Origin of the sequence: Clostridioides sp. GD02377 (assembly GCF_045899875.1) — a bacterium.
Taxonomy (GTDB): domain Bacteria; phylum Bacillota; class Clostridia; order Peptostreptococcales; family Peptostreptococcaceae; genus Clostridioides; species Clostridioides difficile_A.
This window is the reverse complement of the sequence record NZ_JBJODA010000004.1, coordinates 185,388-203,854: the sequence shown is the minus strand read 5'-3', so window position 1 is coordinate 203,854 and position 18,467 is coordinate 185,388. Positions and strand designations below refer to the sequence as shown.

General features: G+C 28.0%; 21 protein-coding genes and 1 other annotated feature. Of the genes, 17 read left to right on the top strand and 4 right to left on the bottom strand.

Annotated features, from left to right (window positions below; genetic code table 11):
- Position 1 precedes the first annotated feature (1 nt).
- From pabB to Q3304_RS04965, 13 genes are all read left to right on the top strand, one after another.
- Positions 2 to 1,351 carry an aminodeoxychorismate synthase component I gene (pabB, locus tag Q3304_RS05025; protein ID WP_407814095.1) on the top strand — a complete coding sequence of 450 codons (1,350 nt, stop codon included), beginning with the start codon at positions 2 to 4 and terminating at the stop codon, positions 1,349 to 1,351.
- Positions 1,341 to 2,084, top strand: a complete 744-nt coding sequence (locus Q3304_RS05020; protein WP_407814096.1) for an aminotransferase class IV — start codon at positions 1,341 to 1,343, stop codon at positions 2,082 to 2,084. Before pabB ends, Q3304_RS05020 begins: the two co-directional genes overlap by 11 nt.
- A 33-nt stretch (positions 2,085 to 2,117) precedes the next feature.
- A complete protein-coding gene (locus tag Q3304_RS05015) occupies positions 2,118 to 2,819 on the top strand; it encodes a hypothetical protein (RefSeq protein ID WP_231300643.1) in 702 nt (233 codons plus the stop codon).
- A 25-nt stretch (positions 2,820 to 2,844) separates the two neighbouring features.
- On the top strand, positions 2,845 to 3,417 hold the full coding sequence (folE, locus tag Q3304_RS05010) for a GTP cyclohydrolase I FolE (RefSeq protein WP_407814097.1): 573 nt from the start codon (positions 2,845 to 2,847) through the stop codon (positions 3,415 to 3,417).
- 64 nt (positions 3,418 to 3,481) lie between these two features.
- Positions 3,482 to 4,273 carry a dihydropteroate synthase gene (gene folP, locus Q3304_RS05005; RefSeq protein ID WP_161803429.1) on the top strand — a complete coding sequence of 264 codons (792 nt, stop codon included), beginning with the start codon at positions 3,482 to 3,484 and terminating at the stop codon, positions 4,271 to 4,273.
- 10 nt (positions 4,274 to 4,283) lie between these two features.
- Complete coding sequence (folB, locus tag Q3304_RS05000; protein ID WP_054269969.1) at positions 4,284 to 4,649, top strand: dihydroneopterin aldolase; 366 nt, start codon at positions 4,284 to 4,286, stop codon at positions 4,647 to 4,649.
- The gene (gene folK / locus Q3304_RS04995; RefSeq protein WP_054269933.1) at positions 4,642 to 5,148 is read left to right on the top strand and encodes a 2-amino-4-hydroxy-6-hydroxymethyldihydropteridine diphosphokinase; all 507 of its coding nucleotides are present in this window, start codon (positions 4,642 to 4,644) and stop codon (positions 5,146 to 5,148) included. The genes folB and folK overlap by 8 nt, the downstream gene beginning before the upstream one ends.
- Positions 5,129 to 5,914 (top strand): 3-deoxy-7-phosphoheptulonate synthase, encoded by a 786-nt coding sequence (gene aroF / locus Q3304_RS04990; RefSeq protein ID WP_219673528.1) that lies wholly within the window; start codon positions 5,129 to 5,131, stop codon positions 5,912 to 5,914. The genes folK and aroF overlap by 20 nt, the downstream gene beginning before the upstream one ends.
- 222 nt (positions 5,915 to 6,136) lie before the next feature.
- Positions 6,137 to 7,963, top strand: a complete 1,827-nt coding sequence (gene dnaG / locus Q3304_RS04985) for a DNA primase (RefSeq protein ID WP_227832485.1) — start codon at positions 6,137 to 6,139, stop codon at positions 7,961 to 7,963.
- Positions 7,964 to 7,980: 17 nt separating this feature from the next.
- The gene (gene rpoD / locus Q3304_RS04980) at positions 7,981 to 9,147 is read left to right on the top strand and encodes an RNA polymerase sigma factor RpoD (RefSeq protein ID WP_054269936.1); all 1,167 of its coding nucleotides are present in this window, start codon (positions 7,981 to 7,983) and stop codon (positions 9,145 to 9,147) included.
- A 165-nt stretch (positions 9,148 to 9,312) separates the two neighbouring features.
- Entirely contained in the window at positions 9,313 to 10,002 is a 690-nt protein-coding gene (locus Q3304_RS04975) for a tRNA (adenine(22)-N(1))-methyltransferase (protein WP_407814098.1), read from the top strand.
- Positions 10,003 to 10,015: 13 nt separating this feature from the next.
- Complete coding sequence (locus tag Q3304_RS04970; protein WP_407814099.1) at positions 10,016 to 11,113, top strand: Nif3-like dinuclear metal center hexameric protein; 1,098 nt, start codon at positions 10,016 to 10,018, stop codon at positions 11,111 to 11,113.
- A gap of 62 nt (positions 11,114 to 11,175) precedes the next feature.
- The gene (locus Q3304_RS04965) at positions 11,176 to 11,748 is read left to right on the top strand and encodes a flavodoxin family protein (RefSeq protein WP_054269939.1); all 573 of its coding nucleotides are present in this window, start codon (positions 11,176 to 11,178) and stop codon (positions 11,746 to 11,748) included.
- Between the two features lie 63 nt (positions 11,749 to 11,811).
- Here the strand turns inward: Q3304_RS04965 and Q3304_RS04960 are convergent, their stop codons facing one another.
- Positions 11,812 to 12,279: a pyridoxamine 5'-phosphate oxidase family protein gene (locus Q3304_RS04960; protein WP_407814100.1), complete on the bottom strand. Its 468-nt coding sequence runs from the start codon at positions 12,277 to 12,279 to the stop codon at positions 11,812 to 11,814.
- A 147-nt stretch (positions 12,280 to 12,426) separates the two neighbouring features.
- Positions 12,427 to 12,692: a binding site (T-box leader), on the top strand.
- A 167-nt stretch (positions 12,693 to 12,859) separates the two neighbouring features.
- Between Q3304_RS04960 and Q3304_RS04955 the strand changes: the two genes are divergently transcribed.
- A complete protein-coding gene (locus tag Q3304_RS04955; protein WP_407814101.1) occupies positions 12,860 to 13,411 on the top strand; it encodes a tryptophan transporter in 552 nt (183 codons plus the stop codon).
- Between the two features lie 125 nt (positions 13,412 to 13,536).
- On the opposite strand, the gene Q3304_RS04950 is transcribed toward Q3304_RS04955, so the two are convergent.
- From Q3304_RS04950 to Q3304_RS04940, 3 genes are all read right to left on the bottom strand, one after another.
- Complete coding sequence (locus Q3304_RS04950; protein WP_054269942.1) at positions 13,537 to 14,013, bottom strand: HD domain-containing protein; 477 nt, start codon at positions 14,011 to 14,013, stop codon at positions 13,537 to 13,539.
- A gap of 118 nt (positions 14,014 to 14,131) precedes the next feature.
- On the bottom strand, positions 14,132 to 15,223 hold the full coding sequence (locus Q3304_RS04945; RefSeq protein ID WP_407814102.1) for a DUF5808 domain-containing protein: 1,092 nt from the start codon (positions 15,221 to 15,223) through the stop codon (positions 14,132 to 14,134).
- The gene (locus Q3304_RS04940) at positions 15,216 to 15,605 is read right to left on the bottom strand and encodes a GntR family transcriptional regulator (protein ID WP_054269944.1); all 390 of its coding nucleotides are present in this window, start codon (positions 15,603 to 15,605) and stop codon (positions 15,216 to 15,218) included. Before Q3304_RS04940 ends, Q3304_RS04945 begins: the two co-directional genes overlap by 8 nt.
- 190 nt (positions 15,606 to 15,795) lie before the next feature.
- On the opposite strand from Q3304_RS04940, the gene Q3304_RS04935 reads away from it, so the two are divergent.
- The 3 genes from Q3304_RS04935 to Q3304_RS04925 all read left to right on the top strand — a co-directional run bounded on the left by Q3304_RS04935 (position 15,796) and on the right by Q3304_RS04925 (position 18,446).
- Positions 15,796 to 16,065 carry a hypothetical protein gene (locus Q3304_RS04935; RefSeq protein ID WP_407814103.1) on the top strand — a complete coding sequence of 90 codons (270 nt, stop codon included), beginning with the start codon at positions 15,796 to 15,798 and terminating at the stop codon, positions 16,063 to 16,065.
- 418 nt (positions 16,066 to 16,483) lie between these two features.
- Positions 16,484 to 17,209: a response regulator transcription factor gene (locus Q3304_RS04930; protein ID WP_407814104.1), complete on the top strand. Its 726-nt coding sequence runs from the start codon at positions 16,484 to 16,486 to the stop codon at positions 17,207 to 17,209.
- Positions 17,196 to 18,446 carry a sensor histidine kinase gene (locus Q3304_RS04925; protein ID WP_407814105.1) on the top strand — a complete coding sequence of 417 codons (1,251 nt, stop codon included), beginning with the start codon at positions 17,196 to 17,198 and terminating at the stop codon, positions 18,444 to 18,446. Before Q3304_RS04930 ends, Q3304_RS04925 begins: the two co-directional genes overlap by 14 nt.
- The last annotated feature ends 21 nt before the right edge of the window (positions 18,447 to 18,467 follow it).

Below are 18,467 nucleotides of genomic sequence, written 5' to 3'. Positions count from 1 at the left end.
TATGATAAGAGAGATAAACACTAAACTTAATTCTTTTGAGATATTTACTATTTTTAGAAACGAACATGACAGTTTTATATTAGACAGTGCTATGGATAAAGAAAAATTAGGAAGATATTCTTTTATAAGTAGTAAGCCATTTAAGGTATTAAAATATAAAGATACTGACGAAAATCCATTAGAATTTTTAAAAGAAGAACTAAATAAATATAGAGCTAAAAATGATACTAACCTTCCATTTATAGGAGGAGCTGTAGGATATTTGTCTTATGATTTAGGTAATTATATGGAAGAATTGCCTAGAAGTGCTATAGATGATATTGGGATGCCTGATATGTATTTTGGTTTGTACAATCATGTAATAGTTGTAGACCATCTTATGGAAAAAACTTACATAGCCACTCCAAATATAGATATGAAATTAGAAGAAAAGATAGTTGATGACATCGAACAAAAAATACTAAAAGAAGAAGAAAAAGGCATAGATAATATATGTTATCAAGAAAAAGAAGTTAAACCTATAAGACTTAAATCTAATTTCACAAAGAAAGAATTTAAAAATGCAGTTCAAAATGTTAGAGAGTACATAAGACAAGGGGATATATACCAAGCAAACTTAACACAAAGGTTCAGTGGAGAAACAGAACTTACAAGCTTTGAACTATACAGAGATTTAAGAAGATTTAGTCCAGCACCATTTGGAGCATTTTTAAACTTTGATGATGTACATATATTATCAAACTCTCCAGAAAGATTTATAAGATGTATTGATAAGAAAATAGAAACTAGACCAATAAAAGGTACTCGTCCAAGAGGTAAGGATAGGGAAGAAGACTTAAAGCTTCAACAAGAACTTAAAAATAGTGAAAAAGATAGAGCTGAATTACTTATGATAGTGGACTTAGAAAGAAATGATATTGGTAGAATATCTAAAACAGGAAGTGTAAAAGTTCCAGAACTATTTGTAATTGAACCATATGCAAATGTAAATCACTTAGTTTCAACAGTTGTAGGTGAATTAAAAGACGATAAGGATGCTACTGATATAATAAAAGCTACTTTTCCAGGTGGTTCTATAACAGGAGCACCTAAGATTAGAGCAATGGAAATTATAGATGAATTGGAGCCAACACAAAGAAGTGTATATACTGGTTCAATAGGTTATATAGGTTTTAATGGTGATATGGATTTTAATATAGCAATTAGAACAATAATAAAAGATGATAGAAAGGTTTATTTCCAAGTTGGAGGAGGAATGACTTGGGATTCTGACCCAGATGAAGAATATCAAGAAACAATGGATAAAGCAAAATCTATAATGAAGGCTTTGAGGGGTTATTATGAAGAATAATGTAGGTTTTGATAGCAGTTTAAGTAAGTTTGGAATTGGTTTATTTGAAACTATTAAAGTTGAACATGGTATAGCAATAGATTTAAATCTTCATATAGAAAGAATGCTTAATTCAATAAGGTGTTTAGAACTAGATATAAAGCATGAAAAAGACTTCTTGATAAATGAGATTAATACATATATAAAAAAAGAAACTATTGTTGATAAAGCACTTAGAATTACTGTTTTTGATAAAGGTTATAATATATCTATCAGAGATATCCCATATAATCAAGAAACATATGAAAATGGCTTTAAGTTAACTGTCTCACCAATCATTAGAGGAGATAGTTTGATTCATAGACATAAAACTACAAATTATTTTGAAAATATATATACTAAAAATTTTGCAAATAAAGATGGTTATGATGATGGTATATTTGTAAATTCAGTGGGTGTAATCTTAGAATGCTCTATGAGTAATATATTTTTTATAAAAGAAGAAATAGTATACACTCCTAGTGGTAAATTACCAATATTAAATGGAATAATAAAAAAGAGGATTATAAATATTTGTGACGAATTACATATAGAGTTGGTAGAAAATGAAATTAATATATCAGAAATTAGTAGTTTTGATTTTGTTTTTGTCACAAATAGTCTTATGGGAGCTATGAAAGTTACAGAAATTGACAAAATAAAATTTTATGAAAAAAATGCTATTTTCGATAAAATAGTAGAATATTTAAAGTAAATTAAAATATTAACAATTTGTTGGAGATAAGAAATGATAAGTTGTGTTTATAAGGTATATAGTGAAGAGATAACAACGATAATAGAAAATCCAAATACTTTAGCAGTATTTTTGGTTGGTTCTAGTAAAGACTTAGATTTTACTCTTCACGATGTAGAAATAAATGATATTGATATATTCGTTTTTGTAAAAAAAGGGGAAAAACAAGAGCGAGTACTGTTTGAAAAAGAGGGAATAGAATTTGACATAAACTATTTTTCAAGAGATGGTGTAAAAAAATTATTATCAGATAGAGAGTATTTCTTTATTAAAGAGATGAAGGATGCTAAAGTTCTATTTGATAAAGAGAAGATATCAAAGAATATAAAGGATATAAGTAGGGATATTTACCTAAAAGGGCCTAAAAAAATGTCACTGGAAGAAAAGTCTTTTTTAAAACAAGATATTGGGGGAAAAATATCAAATTTAAAAAATAAAGAAAAATTTGATGCTTTTGAATATCATTTTTTGACGAATTTATATTTAAAAGATATAATAATTGGGTACTTTAATATAAATGATAATTGGGTACCAAAAGATAAAAAATTGCTAAAAGTTTTGGAAAAAGAAAATAATGAGCTTTTTGAACTAGTATCAAAGGTAAGTGAAAGTTATGACTATCAAAAACTTTTAGATGTGTATAATTATATTTTTAAAGAAATTGAGACAAAAGAGATTATAAAACTAATCTTCTAGTCACAAATCAATGGGGGGAGTTTAAATGAATAAAGTTGATAAAGAAAAGATACAACATGCAGTAAGGGAAATATTGGAGGCAATTGGAGAAGACCCAGATAGAGAAGGTCTAATTGAGACTCCAAATAGAGTTGCTAGAATGTATGAAGAGATATTTTCAGGTCTTGCTGAAGAACCAAGAGACCATTTAAAAGTTCTTTTTGCAGATGAGAAACATGAAGAATTAGTCTTGGTAAAAGATATTCCATTCTATTCATGTTGTGAACATCACTTAGTTCCTTTTTTTGGAAAAGCTCATATTGCTTATTTACCAAAAGGAGGAAGACTTACAGGTCTTTCTAAACTTGCTAGAGTAATAGATACATTGGCAAAAAGACCACAATTACAAGAAAGAATTACTAAAAATGCTGCAGATATAATAATGGAAGAATTACAGCCTTATGGTGTTTTAGTTGTAGTGGAAGCAGAGCATATGTGTATGACAATGAGGGGTGTGAAAAAGCCAGGTTCAAAAACTGTTACATCAGCAGTAAGAGGTATATTTGAAAAGGATATTGCATCTAGAGCTGAGGCGATGAGTCTTATTACTATGAAATAGTAGTTGTTGTAGATATAATCATTTGTTGAGATATAAAATTTAATTTAAGGGAGTGTCAGTAATTGTGTTTGATTATGGTAAAAGAACTTATATAATGGGAATATTAAATGTAACTCCAGATAGTTTTTCAGATGGAGGAGATTTTAATAACTTAGACATAGCAATAAAACACGCAAAAGATATGGTTGACCAAGGCGCTGATATAATAGACTTAGGAGGAGAATCTACACGTCCAGGTCATAGTTATGTAGACTCAGATGAAGAACTAAGAAGAGTAATCCCTGTAATAAAAAAACTTAAACAAGAATTAGATATACCAATATCAATAGATACTTATAAGGCAGATGTTGCAGAAGAAGCACTAAAATTAGGTGTTACTATGGTAAATGATGTTTGGGGTCTTAGAAAAGATAAAAATATGGCCTCTGTAATAGGTAAATATGATGCAGAAGTATGTATAATGCACAATCAAGATGGGACAAAATATGAAAAAGATATAATGGAGTCAATAAAGGACTTTTTTGAAGAAAGCATAGAAATGGCAATTAGCTGTGGAGTAAAAAAAGAAAAAATAGTACTTGACCCAGGAATAGGATTTGGTAAGGATTTTGAACAGAATATAGAAGTATTAAGAAGGTTAGGCGAATTGAAAGACTTAAGCTATCCTATTTTACTTGGCACATCTAGAAAATCGGTAATAGGTAAGGTCCTTCCAGTTGAACCAAAAAAAAGATTGGAAGGTACAATAGCTACTACTGTACTAGGTATAAGAGATGGTGTAGATATAGTTAGAGTACACGATGTTTATGAAAACTTAATGGCAGCTAGAATGACTGATGCAATATATAGAAAGTAGGTATAATATAATGGATAAAATATTACTTAGTAATCTAGGATTCTATGGATATCATGGTGTGCTTAAAGAAGAAAATTTTCTAGGTCAGAAATTTTTTATCGACATGGAGCTTTATGTTGATTCAAGAGAGGCTGGACTTAGTGATGATATAAATAAATCTGTAAACTATGCTGAGGTTTACAGTGTTGTTAAGGATATTACTGAAAATAAACAATTTAATCTTTTGGAGGCTTTAGCAGAAAATATTGCAGAAGAGGTCTTAAATAAATTTGTGCTTATAAATGGAGTCATGGTTAGGGTTAGAAAACCAGAAGCTCCTGTGAATGGAATTTATGACTATTTTGGTGTTGAGATAAGGAGAACAAGAGATGAATAAGGCTTATTTGGGAATAGGTACTAATATGGGGGATAGATTTAATAATTTATCAGAGGCATGTGAGCTTTTAAGAAATAGTGAATCTATCTATAATGTAAAAGAATCAGGATTATATGAAACAAAACCATGGGGATATACAGAACAAGCAGATTTTCTAAATATGTGTGTAGAAATAGAAACAGAGTTTGAACCATATGAGTTGTTAGAATATTGTCAAAAAATAGAGAGAGAACTACACAGAGAGAGAATAGTACGCTGGGGTCCAAGAACTATAGATGTAGATATACTATTTTTTAATGATGTAGTCTCTACTGACGAAAAACTATTAATACCTCATCCAAGGATTCAAGACAGAGCTTTCGTTTTGATACCACTTATGGATTTAAATGAAGAACTTCTAATAAATGAAAAATCAATAAAAGAACATTTAAACCTCCTATCTGCTGAAGAAAGAGAAGAAGTAAAGGAGCTTGTAGGTTATGAAAGAAAACCTATTTAATGGTAATTCAAAAATAGAGATAAAAACAAATAATAAAGAGATAGTTGTAAAAAAAGACAAACTTATAATAGCTGGACCATGTGCAATAGAGAGTTATGAGCAACTTTTAATGACTGCTAAATTTGTAAAAAGTCATGGTGCAAATATTTTAAGAGGTGGAGCATATAAGCCAAGAACATCACCAAACTCATTTCAAGGATTAAAAAAAGAAGGTCTTGAAATATTAAAAGCAGTCAAAAAAGAGGTTGGCATAGCTGTTATTACAGAACTTATGGATGTAAGAGATATGGACGACCTGTATAGTATAAGTGATATAATTCAAATTGGCTCAAGAAATATGCAAAACTTTACACTTTTAAGTGAAGTAGGAAGACAAAACAAACCTGTTATGTTAAAAAGAGGAATAGCATCGACAATTACTGAATGGATAGGTGCTGCAGAATATATAGCAATAGAAGGAAATAGCAATATTATAATGTGTGAGAGAGGTATAAGAACATATAATGATTATACTAGAAATACATTAGATTTAGCTGCTGTACCTATTATCCAAAAAGAAACAGGTCTTCCTGTTGTGGTAGATCCAAGTCATGCTACTGGAATTAGATACTTGATAAAACCTATGTCAATGGCATCACTTGCATGTGGAGCTGATGGAATAATGGTAGAAGTGCACCCTGACCCAGAAAATGCTCTATCAGATGGTGCCCAATCTCTTTGTTTTGATGAGTTTGAAGATTTAATGGAATCAATTAAGAATTATTAAAAGAGGCAAAAGCCTCTTTTTTATTCGTAATGGTTATTGATACGAATTTACAGGTTATATATAATTTAATAGTTAGACCATTTGATATAAATAAAGACTTAATATTGATATAATTAATATAAAAAATAAAAATTTTTTGATTAATAAGAAGGATATCAATAAAAAAAGTCGAATTCTGTATATTGAGTGATTGACAAATTTAGAATATAGTGTAGAATAGAAATGTTAACACAAAAAATTACACCAGAAGGTGATAATATGAATGATATAAAAGACATTATTGAAGAAATAAAGGCTAGATGTGATATAGCAAGTATAATATCTGAATATATGAATATAAAACAATCTGGAGCTAATTATAAAGGATTATGTCCATTTCATGGTGAAAAGACACCATCTTTTTATATAAACACATCAAAACAAATTTATAAATGTTTTGGATGTGGAGAAGGTGGAGATGTAATAAATTTCGTCATGAAAATGGAAAATTTGGATTTTATGGATGCTGTAAAAATTTTAGCAAATAAATGTGGTATAGAAATTAACACTAACATGAATGAAGAGACTAGAATTAAAATAGAAAAATCTAAAAAATTCCAAGATATTCACACAGAAGCTGCTAGATTTTATCTTTCAAACTTGTTGGGAAGTAAAAATCTTGGGTATGAATATCTAAGAATAAGAGGACTAGATGATAAAATTATTAAGAAATTTGGTTTAGGATTTTCTTTAGATTCATGGAATTCACTTATGAATACTTTAATCAGTAAAGGATATAAAAAACAAGATTTATTGGAGTGCGGTCTAATTGCAAAAAACAGAGATGGAACTAATTGCTATGATAAATTTAGAAATAGAGTTATGTTTCCTATATTCGATTATAGAGGAAATATAATAGGATTTGGGGGAAGAGTATTAGATGATTCTTTGCCAAAATACTTAAATTCTCCAGACACAATAATTTTTAATAAAAAACAGAACTTATATGGATTAAACTTTGCTAGAAAAAATTTAGAGAGTAAAACTATAGTCTTAGTTGAAGGATATATGGATTTAATTTCGCTTTATCAGTATGGCATAAGAAATGTAGTAGCAACCCTTGGAACAGCCTTGACTGAACAACAAGGCATTTTAATAAAGAGATATGCGGACACTGCTATTATATCTTATGATTCTGATGAACCAGGAATAAAAGCAACTTTAAGAGCTATGGATATACTTACTAAATTAGGTATTAATGTAAAAGTATTGGATTTAAAAGATGCTAAAGACCCAGATGAATTTGTAAGAAAATATGGACTTAATGATTATAAAAAAGCTATGGATGTTTCTACTCACTACATAAAATATAAAATAGATCATCTTAAAAAAGAATTTAATATTCAAAAAGATGAAGAACGAGTGAAGTTCGCAAAAGAAGCTTCTAAGATTATAAAACAATTGACAAGTCCTGTTGAAATTGATTTTTATACAAAGTATTTAAGCAATCAAATAGATATTAATGTCGAGTCTATAAAGAGAGAAGTGTATGGTAAAAATTATAATAAGCCATATAACAACAAAAATCAAAAGAAAGCAGAAGAAAAAATAATTGAAAAAGTCGAAGTCAGACAAGATGGAAAACAATTAGTTGAAGAGACTCTAATAAAAATAATGTTAGAAGATAAAAAAATTAGAGAAATAGCGTTACTAAAAGTAGAAGAAAGTGATTTTTTATTGAAAGAAAGTAAAGAAATTTTAAATTACATGATTAAAAATCAAGAATTGGACAAAATAACTATTGACAAATTGAAAAGTTTAAACATATCCGAAGAATACTTAAAAGAATTAAATTCAATTTCTTTGAATAGTATAAACTTAGAGAACACAAAAGAAATAGAAGGAATAGTAACAAATATCAGAAAAAATTCATTAGAAGAACAAATTAACAGCTTGTTGAGAGAGCAACAAGAATTAGAAAATAATAATGATATGAAAGAGGTAGATGGTAGAGTTATGGAAATTGCTTTAAAAATAGTTGATATAAATAAAATTTTAAAGAGCTTGTAGAGAAAGGAGGTTTGAGTGTGGAAAATAAATCGAATAAAAAAGAGTTAAAAAAAGTTACTGCTAAGACATTAATAGAAAAAGGAAAAAAGCAAGGTTCATTAACACTTGCAGAGATAATGGAAGCTTTTTCAGAGACTGAACTTGATAAGGACCAAGTAGAGAATCTTTATGAGACTTTAGGAAATCTGGGAATAGAAATAACAGAAACAAAAAATTATAAAGCTGATATAGATTTTTCGACTACTGATGATGATTTAAGTATTAGCAACCTGGATGAAGATACAGAAGCGATTTCACATGAAGACTCTTCTGCAATAGAAATAGAAACTGTGGATTTATCTTTACCAAAAGGGATAAGTATAGATGACCCTGTTAGAATGTACCTAAAAGAAATAGGAAAAATTCCTCTACTTAAACCACATGAAGAAGTTGAATTTGCTAGGAGAATGCACGAAGGTGATGAGATAGCGAAACAAAGGTTAGTTGAGGCAAACTTAAGATTGGTTGTAAGTATAGCAAAAAGATATGTAGGAAGAGGTATGCTTTTCTTAGATTTAATACAAGAGGGAAATTTAGGTCTTATAAAAGCAGTCGAAAAATTTGACTATACAAAAGGATATAAGTTTAGTACTTATGCAACATGGTGGATAAGACAAGCCATAACACGTGCCATTGCAGACCAAGCTAGAACTATAAGAATACCAGTTCATATGGTAGAGACTATAAATAAGCTAATAAGAGTATCAAGACAACTACTTCAAGAACTTGGAAGAGACCCAAAACCAGAAGAAATTGCAAAAGAAATGGAAATGACAGAAGATAAAGTAAGAGAAATAATGAAAATAGCTCAAGACCCTGTGTCTTTAGAAACACCAATAGGAGAAGAAGAAGATAGTCATTTAGGAGACTTTATTCCAGATGATGATGCTCCAGCCCCAGCAGAGGCAGCAGCATATTCTTTACTAAAAGAACAAATAGAAGATGTACTTGGCTCATTAAATGATAGAGAGCAAAAAGTATTAAAACTTAGATTTGGCCTTGAAGATGGTAGAGCTAGGACTCTTGAAGAAGTTGGAAAAGAGTTTGATGTAACTAGGGAAAGAATAAGACAGATAGAAGCAAAAGCACTAAGAAAATTAAGACATCCAAGTAGATCAAAAAAACTTAGAGATTATTTAGATTAAAAAGATACATCATTAATGTTTTTGTTATAAAGGCCATGGGATAAGTGATATCTCATGGCTATTTTGTAGTAGAGATTTAATTTTATTTTTTATAATAACCTTAATTTAATGATTATAATTTAATATAAAGACTATAAATGAAGGCAATTGAAAGGAGATATATATTTGAAATTAACAGATAGATTATTAAAAATAGCATCATTGGTATCAGATGGTAAAAAAATAGCTGACATAGGAACTGACCATGGATATATACCAGTATATTTGTTAAAAGAGGGAAGAGTACCATTTGCAGTATTGGCAGATGTTAATAAAGGGCCTCTTGACAATGCACATAAAGAGGTCATACAGAACAATCTTTTAGATAAGGTTGATTTACGACTGGGTTCTGGTATAGAGGTTCTTGAAGTAGGAGAAATAGAAGAAATAATAATTGCTGGTATGGGTGGAATTTTGATAAGTGAACTTCTTGAAGCTAAAAAACAAGTGGCGCATAATGTAGAAAAATTGATACTACAACCTATGCAAGCACAAGAAGAACTCAGACGTTATCTTTTAAATAATGGTTATGAAATCTCAGAAGAAGTTTTGGTGAGAGAAGATTTTAGGATATATGAAATAATAGTTGCCAAATACACAGGTAAAAATACTATAATAGAAGATGAGATATATTTTGAAACTGGAATAAAACTTTTAGAAAATAAGAACTCTCTTTTTAATGAATTTATAGAAAAAAAGATAAAGACATATAGTGCTATAGTTAATAACCTAGAAGGAAAGAATGGGGAAGCAATAGACAAGAAGAGAGAAGATAGTAAGACTGCAATAAAAAAACTTGAAAATTTAATAAAATAAATTGGAGGCATATATGTTATTAAAGAGTCTAACTAGAAAAATTGAAAAAAAGTATCCTCTAAACTTAGCTGAGGATTGGGACAATGTAGGTCTTATAGTTGGAGATTTTGATATGGATGTAAAAAAAGTATTAGTATCTTTGGAAGCTAATGAAAATGTTATTGATGAAGCCATCTCAAAAAACATAGATTTAATTGTGACACATCATCCTTTTATATTTGGGAAAATTAATAAGATTAATAGTGCAGATTTAAAAGGTAGGCTTATACAAAAACTTATTAAAAATGATATAGCACTTTATTCTATGCATACCAACTTTGACATAGCATTTGGTGGTCTAAATGACTATTTTATGGAGATTATGGAATTTGGTAACTCAAAGGTTTTAGATGTGACTGAAAGCGAGACTTTATATAAACTTGCAGTATATGTACCATGTAATTATTCAGATGAATTGAAAAGAGTTTTAAGTAATTCAGGAGCAGGTCATATAGGAAATTATAGTGATTGTGCATTTTCAATAGAAGGTGAAGGACAGTTTAAGCCATTAGAAGGCTCCAATCCGTTTCTTGGAAGCATAAATGATATAGAAGTTGTAAATGAGGTTAAAATTGAAACTGTAGTGCCACAGAAGCTTTTAGGTGGGGTAATAAGTTCTATGTTGGATGCACATCCTTATGAAGAAGTAGCATATGATTTGTACAAGTTAGAAAATAAAGGGAAGACATTTGGTCTAGGTAGAGTTAGTAGACTTGATGAAAGTATGACATTAGAAGACCTTTCAAATAAAATAAAAGAAAAATTAAATATGAAACATATCAGGGTAGTTGGAAACCTCAATACAAATATAACCAAAGTAGCAGTTGTAACAGGAGCTGGTTCTGAGTTTGTAAAAAAAGCTAAGAGACAAGGTGCAGAAGTATTAATAACTGGAGATGTAAAGTATCATGAAGCACAAGATGCACTTGATATTGGAATGTGTATAGTAGATTGTGGTCATTTTGATACAGAAGATATATTCAAAGATGTCATGAAGAGATTTTTGAGAGACTTTAATGAAATTGAAGTAATAAAAAGTGATGTATATTTGAATCCATTTAGTATTATTTAGTAGTATTTAATTATAAAAATACTATATAAAAAATAAATTTGAATTTACTTAGGGGGATAAAGATGAAAGCAGCAGTAATTTTTCATAGTGTTTGTGGGAGTACATATTTATTAGCAAGAACATATAAAGAAGTGCTTGAAGAAATGGATATAGAAGTAGATATGTTTAAAGTAAGTGACGAAGTTGCAAAAACACTTCTTCAATATTATTTAATAAATTCTAAAGAATATAAAGACGAGTTTGAAAGTGTAAATATAATTAAATCTGGAAAAGAATTGCTAGACTATGATGCTATATTTATGGGTTCGCCAACATATTATGGAAATGTATCTGGACCAATGAAGATGTTTATGGATAGTTTTTCTGATATTTGGGTAGGTGCTCCTTTGAGTGGGAAAATATTTGGTTGTTTTGCCACAGCAGGTTCACAACATGGAGGAGGAGAGCTATCTTTGCAAGCAATGAATATATTTGCTCAACATATGGGAATGACTCTTTTATCAGTTCCATGTACAGTAAGAGGAGGACATCCAGCATATGGAATACTACATATAGCAGGTGATAACTCTGATATAAGACCAAATGATGATGTTAAGCTGGGGATAAGAGATTATCTAAAAAGAATTAGTCTATAAGAATGTCAAAAGAAAGTGCCTAAAAGTGGCTATATAGCTACTTTTAGGTATTTTAATATGTTATTATAAACGTGAAGCTTTGCCAGAAATATGGTCGATTTCTATTTTAACTACAGTTGTTAAATTTATGTCTTTCTCTATATATTTCATTCCCTCTTCAAAAAATCCTTTAGAATATTTTTTTATGATTTCTACAAGAGCATTTTTCTTTTCTTCATCTTCTACAGTTGAAGCTTTTCCAAACACTATAGCACTAGAATATGTAGTACTAAATTTGTCTGGAATAACATTTTCATTAGCAACTACTAAAAAAGAAACTTTGTTGTTTTTTGATATATTATCTAATTTATGACCATTTCTTGCACAATGGAAGTAAATAGAATCATTAAGATACACATAGTTTACAGCTACTCCATAAGGATAGCCATTTTCAGATATAGTGGAAAAAGTACCAAATTCACCATTCTTTAACACTTCTACAGTATCTCCTTTTGTCATTTCTCTCTTTTTTAATCTCATTTCTCTAAACATATTATCATCCTTTCTAATTTTGATTATTAAATTAAATTTTAAAACATTTACAAAGATTATGCTATGCTTTTTACAAATTTAAAATAAAATAAAAATTAGAGTTGACAATTATAAAAATTTAGAATATTATAATAGCAACAGCAAATTAAAAATCCTATGACAAGGAAGAGTAATTATGTTTAGCTTCAAGATAGAGAGCTGAGGATGGTGGAATCTTAGCAAGAAGGAATATAGTGAATGGACCTTAGAGGAATGAATTGAAATCATATTATTATGAGAGTAGACTTTATCGTCAGTCGCACGTTACAGCGAATAAGGTATGTAAGTACCTGATAATGAGATGTATAAGAAATAAGTTTATGTTTATTTTTTATATAATTTAGGTGGCAACGCGGATAATCTCCGTCCTATTAATTTAGGACGGAGTTTTTTATTTTACAAAAATTTCAAAATAAAAATATATAAATGAGATAAAAGGTGGTGAAAAAGATGTTATGAACTCTCAAAGCTAATGAAAATGATTTAGAAAATTGGCAAAGAAATAAAATAAATATTAATAAAATTAGGGGGAATTATTACAATGAAATCAAATACAAAAAAATTAACTTTAAATGCTATACTCTTAGCTATGGGATTATTAATACATCAACTTACACCTGCTATAGGACTTCCAATGCAACCAGATATATCTCTAGCAATGATGTTTATAATAATGATATTGAACAAAGATGATTATAAAATTTGTCTAGTGGCAGGAATTGTGACAGGAATATTTGCAGCATTAACAACTAAATTTCCAGGAGGTCAAGTTCCAAATATACTTGATAAAACTGTTACAATAAATATAATGTTCATGATAATGTATATAATTTATAAATTACCATTTATGAAAAACTTAAGTAATAAAAAGCAAGACTTAATAGTAGCTACAATAATCTTTCCAATAGGAACTATTGTGAGTGGAACTACATTTTTATTGTTTGCTCAAGTAATAGTAGGTCTTCCTGGAGGTTCATTTATAGCATTGTTTATGGTTGCAGTAGTACCAGCAATACTAATAAATCTGATAGCTGGTTTACTGTTATTTAAGGTAGTAAGCATGTCTATAAGAAGGGTAAGTTATCAAGGTTAAATATTATTGCTTACAATGATATTATAAAAAAATAGTATTTTAAAGAATAAAATAATAAAGAGGTATTAAGTTATAATACTTAAGACCTCTTTAAAGTTAAATTTTAACTATGCTAAAGAAATATTCTATACATGGTAAGGAGATAGTAAAGAATGTATCTTTAAAGTCTCAACCAAACAGCAAAATTTATCCAACAAACATACAATTAAGGCCTCTTTGTATCTAGGAGGCGTAATTGTAAGTGGCCACATATGTTTTAAAATTATGTCTGTTTCCATTTCATTTATTTGAAAAAATAAATTCGCATTTTTTAATGCTTCTTTAGGATGAGTAAATCCGTGTAATCCTTTTCTATCCCCTTTGTAATGCCAGTCATAAAGGAAAAAGTCATGTAATAAAGCTCCTCTAATAACACTTTGAATATCAACATTTAGATGCAATTTTTTACATAATAGATAACTATAATATGCTACTGACAAACTATGTTCAAGACATGAAACATCGCCGTGATGAGGAAATGTTCTCATAAGTTGTACTTGTTCTGAAGAAAGTATTTCAGAAGCACATTCATTAAAGTATTTGATTTCAGCTTTTGACAACATTATGCAAATCTCCATTCCTAGTAAAATATAAATACTATATTTCAATGATAATATGAAATATTTCTTATCCTACAAAATATAATACCCAATAATACAAGTAAGATACCTTTTATGGTATTTAAAGTAAAAGAGATTTTATTAGGCTAAACAATGAAAAAATTAAAAGTAAAGCTATAGCAATATATATTATTTTTCCTATAGGATTTCCAAAATTTACAGTATAACCAATACCAAATCTCTTATCAACCATTAATGATGGGTCGTTTGGATTATTGTATATGATGCCTGCTATCCAATGTTTTTCATCATCTTCTGGAGAATAAGAAGAGCTAGACTTTAAATTTGGAGACTTAATATATGTTAACACTAAATAAATTATAACCAAAAATGTTGCTATGGTCATAGCAGTTGATAAATTTGTTTTTATTGATAAAAAAGCAATGAAAAATTGTATTGTCATTAAAATCATCAATATCAAAAATAAATAACCAATTTTGTTTAGATATTTAATGTTTTCAGTTCTACTTTCTTCAATTCTATTTGAATCTATCTTAATTCTTGACTTTATAGAACCAATAGAAGTTATATATAATAAAACGATTAAACAGAATGCAGTGCCTATTGATTTAAACACATTAAAATATGATTTCTCCATAAAAGAATTAGGTGTCCCATTTATATTCCAATTTATAACAATTAAGTTTGGCAGTTGATTATAATTAGATGCTATAAAAATACTCATTCCAAAAGCAAGTAGTATTGGTATTAAATATAATATTTTAAACTTTTTTATTATTTTATCTTTTTTATTTAAGAAATCCATATCTATTATTAATTTTGAATCCATATCTATATGACCTTCTATAGAATAAATTTCTGATTTAAACTTTTTAGCCTTTTTATGAGTATGAATATACAATAAACTTTCATATAATAAAAATCCAGTTATACTAATAAAATAGGAAAATTCTAATTTATCAGATGTAAGAACTAGAATAAAAACTAATATAAAGTCTATAATAAAACCTAAAGATAAAAGTTTTTTGAATTTCTTATCTAGCATTATAAAGTTAGTATAGTTTTTGTGTTCTTGGTCTATAGAAACTCCATAAATATGTTTATTACCTACTAAATATGGCATAAAATAAAATGTAGCATACATCAAAATTAAAATTGGGAATATTGTAAATAGACATTCAATCTTACTCATAGTATTTCACCTCATATTTGTCAAATAAAGTTGAACTTAGCGATAAAAATTCTTCTTTGCTGATACCTGATAAATAAGATTTTGCTACTAGAAGTTCTAAGTCAAGCTTATTTTTTTGACGAGTGGAATTGTCTATTTTCATTGGTAGCTTAGCAACAATAGCACCTTTTCTTCTATCAATATTTAAGAAGCCCTCTTCTTTTAGCTCATTATAAGATTTATTCACTGTATGTAAATTTACACCAATGTTTTCGGCCATACTTCTCACAGATGGAAGTGATTCGTTTATTTTCAATTCTCCTGAAGCTATAGCTTTAGTTATTTCTTCTTTAATTTGTACATAAATAGATTTATCACTATTAAAATCTAGATTTAGAACCATAAAAAACCTCCATTATGCTTTATAAATGAAAAAGACTGTTATACATATAGTATAACATAAAAAATAATATCGAACACAAAATATAAATTTATATTTGTAAAAATTGTAATTTAAAAATAACCTAATTTTTATCAAAATAATACAGATACTATCTATAGATATAAATAAAAATTAGAAAGGAGAAAAAAATATGTTAACATATTTAATGAAAAGACAAATGCATAAAAAAGATGATGGAATGAGTAAACCAATGATGTTCACAGGAGCAGTTCTTACAGGTGTGGGTGCATATGCTGTATATAAGATGGTAAAAAATCGTAAATCTAATTCTCAAATGGTTGATACAAATTATTATAGAAATAGTGACTATGATGACTATATGTATGACGAATTTGATTATGACTGTGATTGTAGAGACAAAAAACAGGATTATGAATATGAAGAATTAAAAAAAAAGTAAAAGAATTTAATTCAAGAAGAATAAACTGTGAAAATTGTCCACATGTATCTCAGGAAGAAATGATGCAATATGTAAATAGTGTTAAAGATATAAAGAATGATATTGATGTACATGAAGACGATAAAAAAGACAATATTTACAAAGAAGAAGAATATAAGAAGTATGATGAAGAATAAATTATATTCTAAATAGTTAAATAGTTATATTAGATTATTTAACATAAAGTTTCTAAAATGTAAGTTGTAACTTAACTTGAAGAAATTAGTATTATTCTTATGAGAGTTAAGTAATAACTTACATTTTTGTTTTTGTAAGCTTTAATAACCCTTTGTGACTATTTTGTAATTTTAGATATATTTTAGTATATAAGGTATTTGTGTATAATAAAAACTGTATAGGTAAATAATTTAAAATCAAAATGAAAAGAAAGGAAATAGTTATGTTAAAGTTATTAATAGTTGAGGATGATAGTACTATATCTTTTGGAATAAAGTATGCTTTAGAGCAAGAAGGATTTAGTGTAGATATAGCAAAGGACTTATTAAGTGGAAAAGAAATGATTTCTTCTAATGAATACAGCATGATACTTTTGGATGTGACATTACCAGATGGAACTGGTTATGAATTGTGTCAATATACAAGAGAATTCTCTCAAATTCCAATAATATTTTTGACTGCTTGTGATGAAGAAGTAAATATTGTAATGGGTCTTGATATGGGTGGAGATGATTATATAACAAAGCCTTTTAGAATTAGAGAACTAATATCTAGAATAAAAGCTGTTTTAAGAAGAAAAGGCAATACTTCAGAAGAAGCTAAAAAAATGCTTAAATTTGGGGAGTTAAATATATATACATTAGAAGCTAGAGTATATAAAAATGAAAAAGAAATATTTCTGACATCAGTTGAATATAAACTTCTTCTAATTCTTATACAGAATAAAAATACAGTTTTAAGTAGAACTCAAATATTGGAAAAACTTTGGGATGTAACGTATGATTTTGTAAATGATAATACTCTAACTGTTTATATAAAAAGACTTAGAGAAAAAATAGGTGATGACTTATGTGAGCCAATATACATAGAAACTGTAAGAGGCCTTGGTTATAAATGGATAGGAAGTGAAAATAATGTTTCTATATAATCCAGAAGTGAAGAGGTTTTTCAGTAAGTATATTGTTTTGATGTTTGTTGCTATTACTATATCTATTGGGTTTAGTATAATCAATATGAATATAACTAAAGGTATGATTGTAAAAAATAATCAAGCTATAATAGGAACACTGTCTAGTAAATATCCAAATTTAGAAAGAGAGATAGTAGATATAATAACTCAAGGAAAGTCTATAAGAAATATAGACTATGGAGAGAAAATATTAAGTAAGTATAATTATGATAAATCTATTAAAATAAACACTGAGCCTATAATTTCTAAATTAGTTTTAGATACGATAAAAATAAATATAATCTTGGTATGTATAATATTTATTTTAATATTTATATTGGTTGTTAGCTATTTTAAAGTAATGTACAATGATTTATCAGATATGACTAAGTATGTTTACTATAGTTCAGAAGGAAAACCATTTGATATGAAAAATAAAAATCAAGAAGGTCAGGTAGGTCTTTTAAAAACTGAACTATTGAAGATGACGACAATTCTTAATGAAAAGGTTGAACTTTTAAAATCAGAAAAAGTATTTTTAAATAATACAATCTCTGATATATCACATCAATTAAAAACTCCTATGACTTCTTTAATAATGTTGAATGACTTGTTATATAATGATATACCATGCGAAGTAAAAATTGATTTTTTGGATAAGATAAAGAATCAACTAAATAGAATGGACTGGCTGATTAAAAGTATGCTTAAACTATCAAAAGTAGAAGCAAAAGTGATAAAGTTTAAAAAAGATAAGATAAAATTTAGTGAACTTATACATAGAGCAATACAACCAATGAAAATACCTATGGAAATTAAAAATCAAAAATTAACTATAGAAGGAAATGATAATGTATCTTATATTGGTGATATTGATTGGTCTGTGGAAGCATTAGTGAATATAATTAAAAATTGTATAGAGCATACTCCTGAATTTGGAAATATAAGTATGACATATAAAGAAAATCCATTATTTTCTGAACTAATAATAAAAGATGATGGTGAGGGAATAGATAAAAAAGATATACCACATATATTTAAACGATTTTATAGAGGAAAAAGTAGTTCAAAAGAAGATAGTGTAGGTATAGGTCTTGCAATGTCAAAATCCATAATAGAAAGCCAAAATGGAGATATCTATGTAAATAGTGAAAAAGGAAAAGGAACAGAATTCCATATAATATTTCATAAAATGTATGCTGATAATAGTGACTAATCTGTAATATTTAATTCACTT

What these genes read in the sequence shown, in the direction of transcription:
- pabB (WP_407814095.1), top strand. Translation starts at nt 2, where the DNA reads ATGATAAGAGAGATAAACACTAAACTTAATTCTTTTGAGATATTTACT.
- Q3304_RS05020 (WP_407814096.1), top strand. Translation starts at nt 1,341, where the DNA reads ATGAAGAATAATGTAGGTTTTGATAGCAGTTTAAGTAAGTTTGGAATT.
- Q3304_RS05015 (WP_231300643.1), top strand. Translation starts at nt 2,118, where the DNA reads ATGATAAGTTGTGTTTATAAGGTATATAGTGAAGAGATAACAACGATA.
- folE (WP_407814097.1), top strand. Translation starts at nt 2,845, where the DNA reads ATGAATAAAGTTGATAAAGAAAAGATACAACATGCAGTAAGGGAAATA.
- folB (WP_054269969.1), top strand. Translation starts at nt 4,284, where the DNA reads ATGGATAAAATATTACTTAGTAATCTAGGATTCTATGGATATCATGGT.
- folK (WP_054269933.1), top strand. Translation starts at nt 4,642, where the DNA reads ATGAATAAGGCTTATTTGGGAATAGGTACTAATATGGGGGATAGATTT.
- aroF (WP_219673528.1), top strand. Translation starts at nt 5,129, where the DNA reads ATGAAAGAAAACCTATTTAATGGTAATTCAAAAATAGAGATAAAAACA.
- dnaG (WP_227832485.1), top strand. Translation starts at nt 6,137, where the DNA reads ATGTTAACACAAAAAATTACACCAGAAGGTGATAATATGAATGATATA.
- Q3304_RS04970 (WP_407814099.1), top strand. Translation starts at nt 10,016, where the DNA reads ATGTTATTAAAGAGTCTAACTAGAAAAATTGAAAAAAAGTATCCTCTA.
- Q3304_RS04965 (WP_054269939.1), top strand. Translation starts at nt 11,176, where the DNA reads ATGAAAGCAGCAGTAATTTTTCATAGTGTTTGTGGGAGTACATATTTA.
- Q3304_RS04960 (WP_407814100.1), bottom strand. Translation starts at nt 12,279, where the DNA reads ATGTTTAGAGAAATGAGATTAAAAAAGAGAGAAATGACAAAAGGAGAT.
- Q3304_RS04955 (WP_407814101.1), top strand. Translation starts at nt 12,860, where the DNA reads ATGAAATCAAATACAAAAAAATTAACTTTAAATGCTATACTCTTAGCT.
- Q3304_RS04950 (WP_054269942.1), bottom strand. Translation starts at nt 14,013, where the DNA reads ATGTTGTCAAAAGCTGAAATCAAATACTTTAATGAATGTGCTTCTGAA.
- Q3304_RS04945 (WP_407814102.1), bottom strand. Translation starts at nt 15,223, where the DNA reads ATGAGTAAGATTGAATGTCTATTTACAATATTCCCAATTTTAATTTTG.
- Q3304_RS04940 (WP_054269944.1), bottom strand. Translation starts at nt 15,605, where the DNA reads ATGGTTCTAAATCTAGATTTTAATAGTGATAAATCTATTTATGTACAA.
- Q3304_RS04935 (WP_407814103.1), top strand. Translation starts at nt 15,796, where the DNA reads ATGTTAACATATTTAATGAAAAGACAAATGCATAAAAAAGATGATGGA.
- Q3304_RS04930 (WP_407814104.1), top strand. Translation starts at nt 16,484, where the DNA reads ATGAAAAGAAAGGAAATAGTTATGTTAAAGTTATTAATAGTTGAGGAT.
- Q3304_RS04925 (WP_407814105.1), top strand. Translation starts at nt 17,196, where the DNA reads ATGTTTCTATATAATCCAGAAGTGAAGAGGTTTTTCAGTAAGTATATT.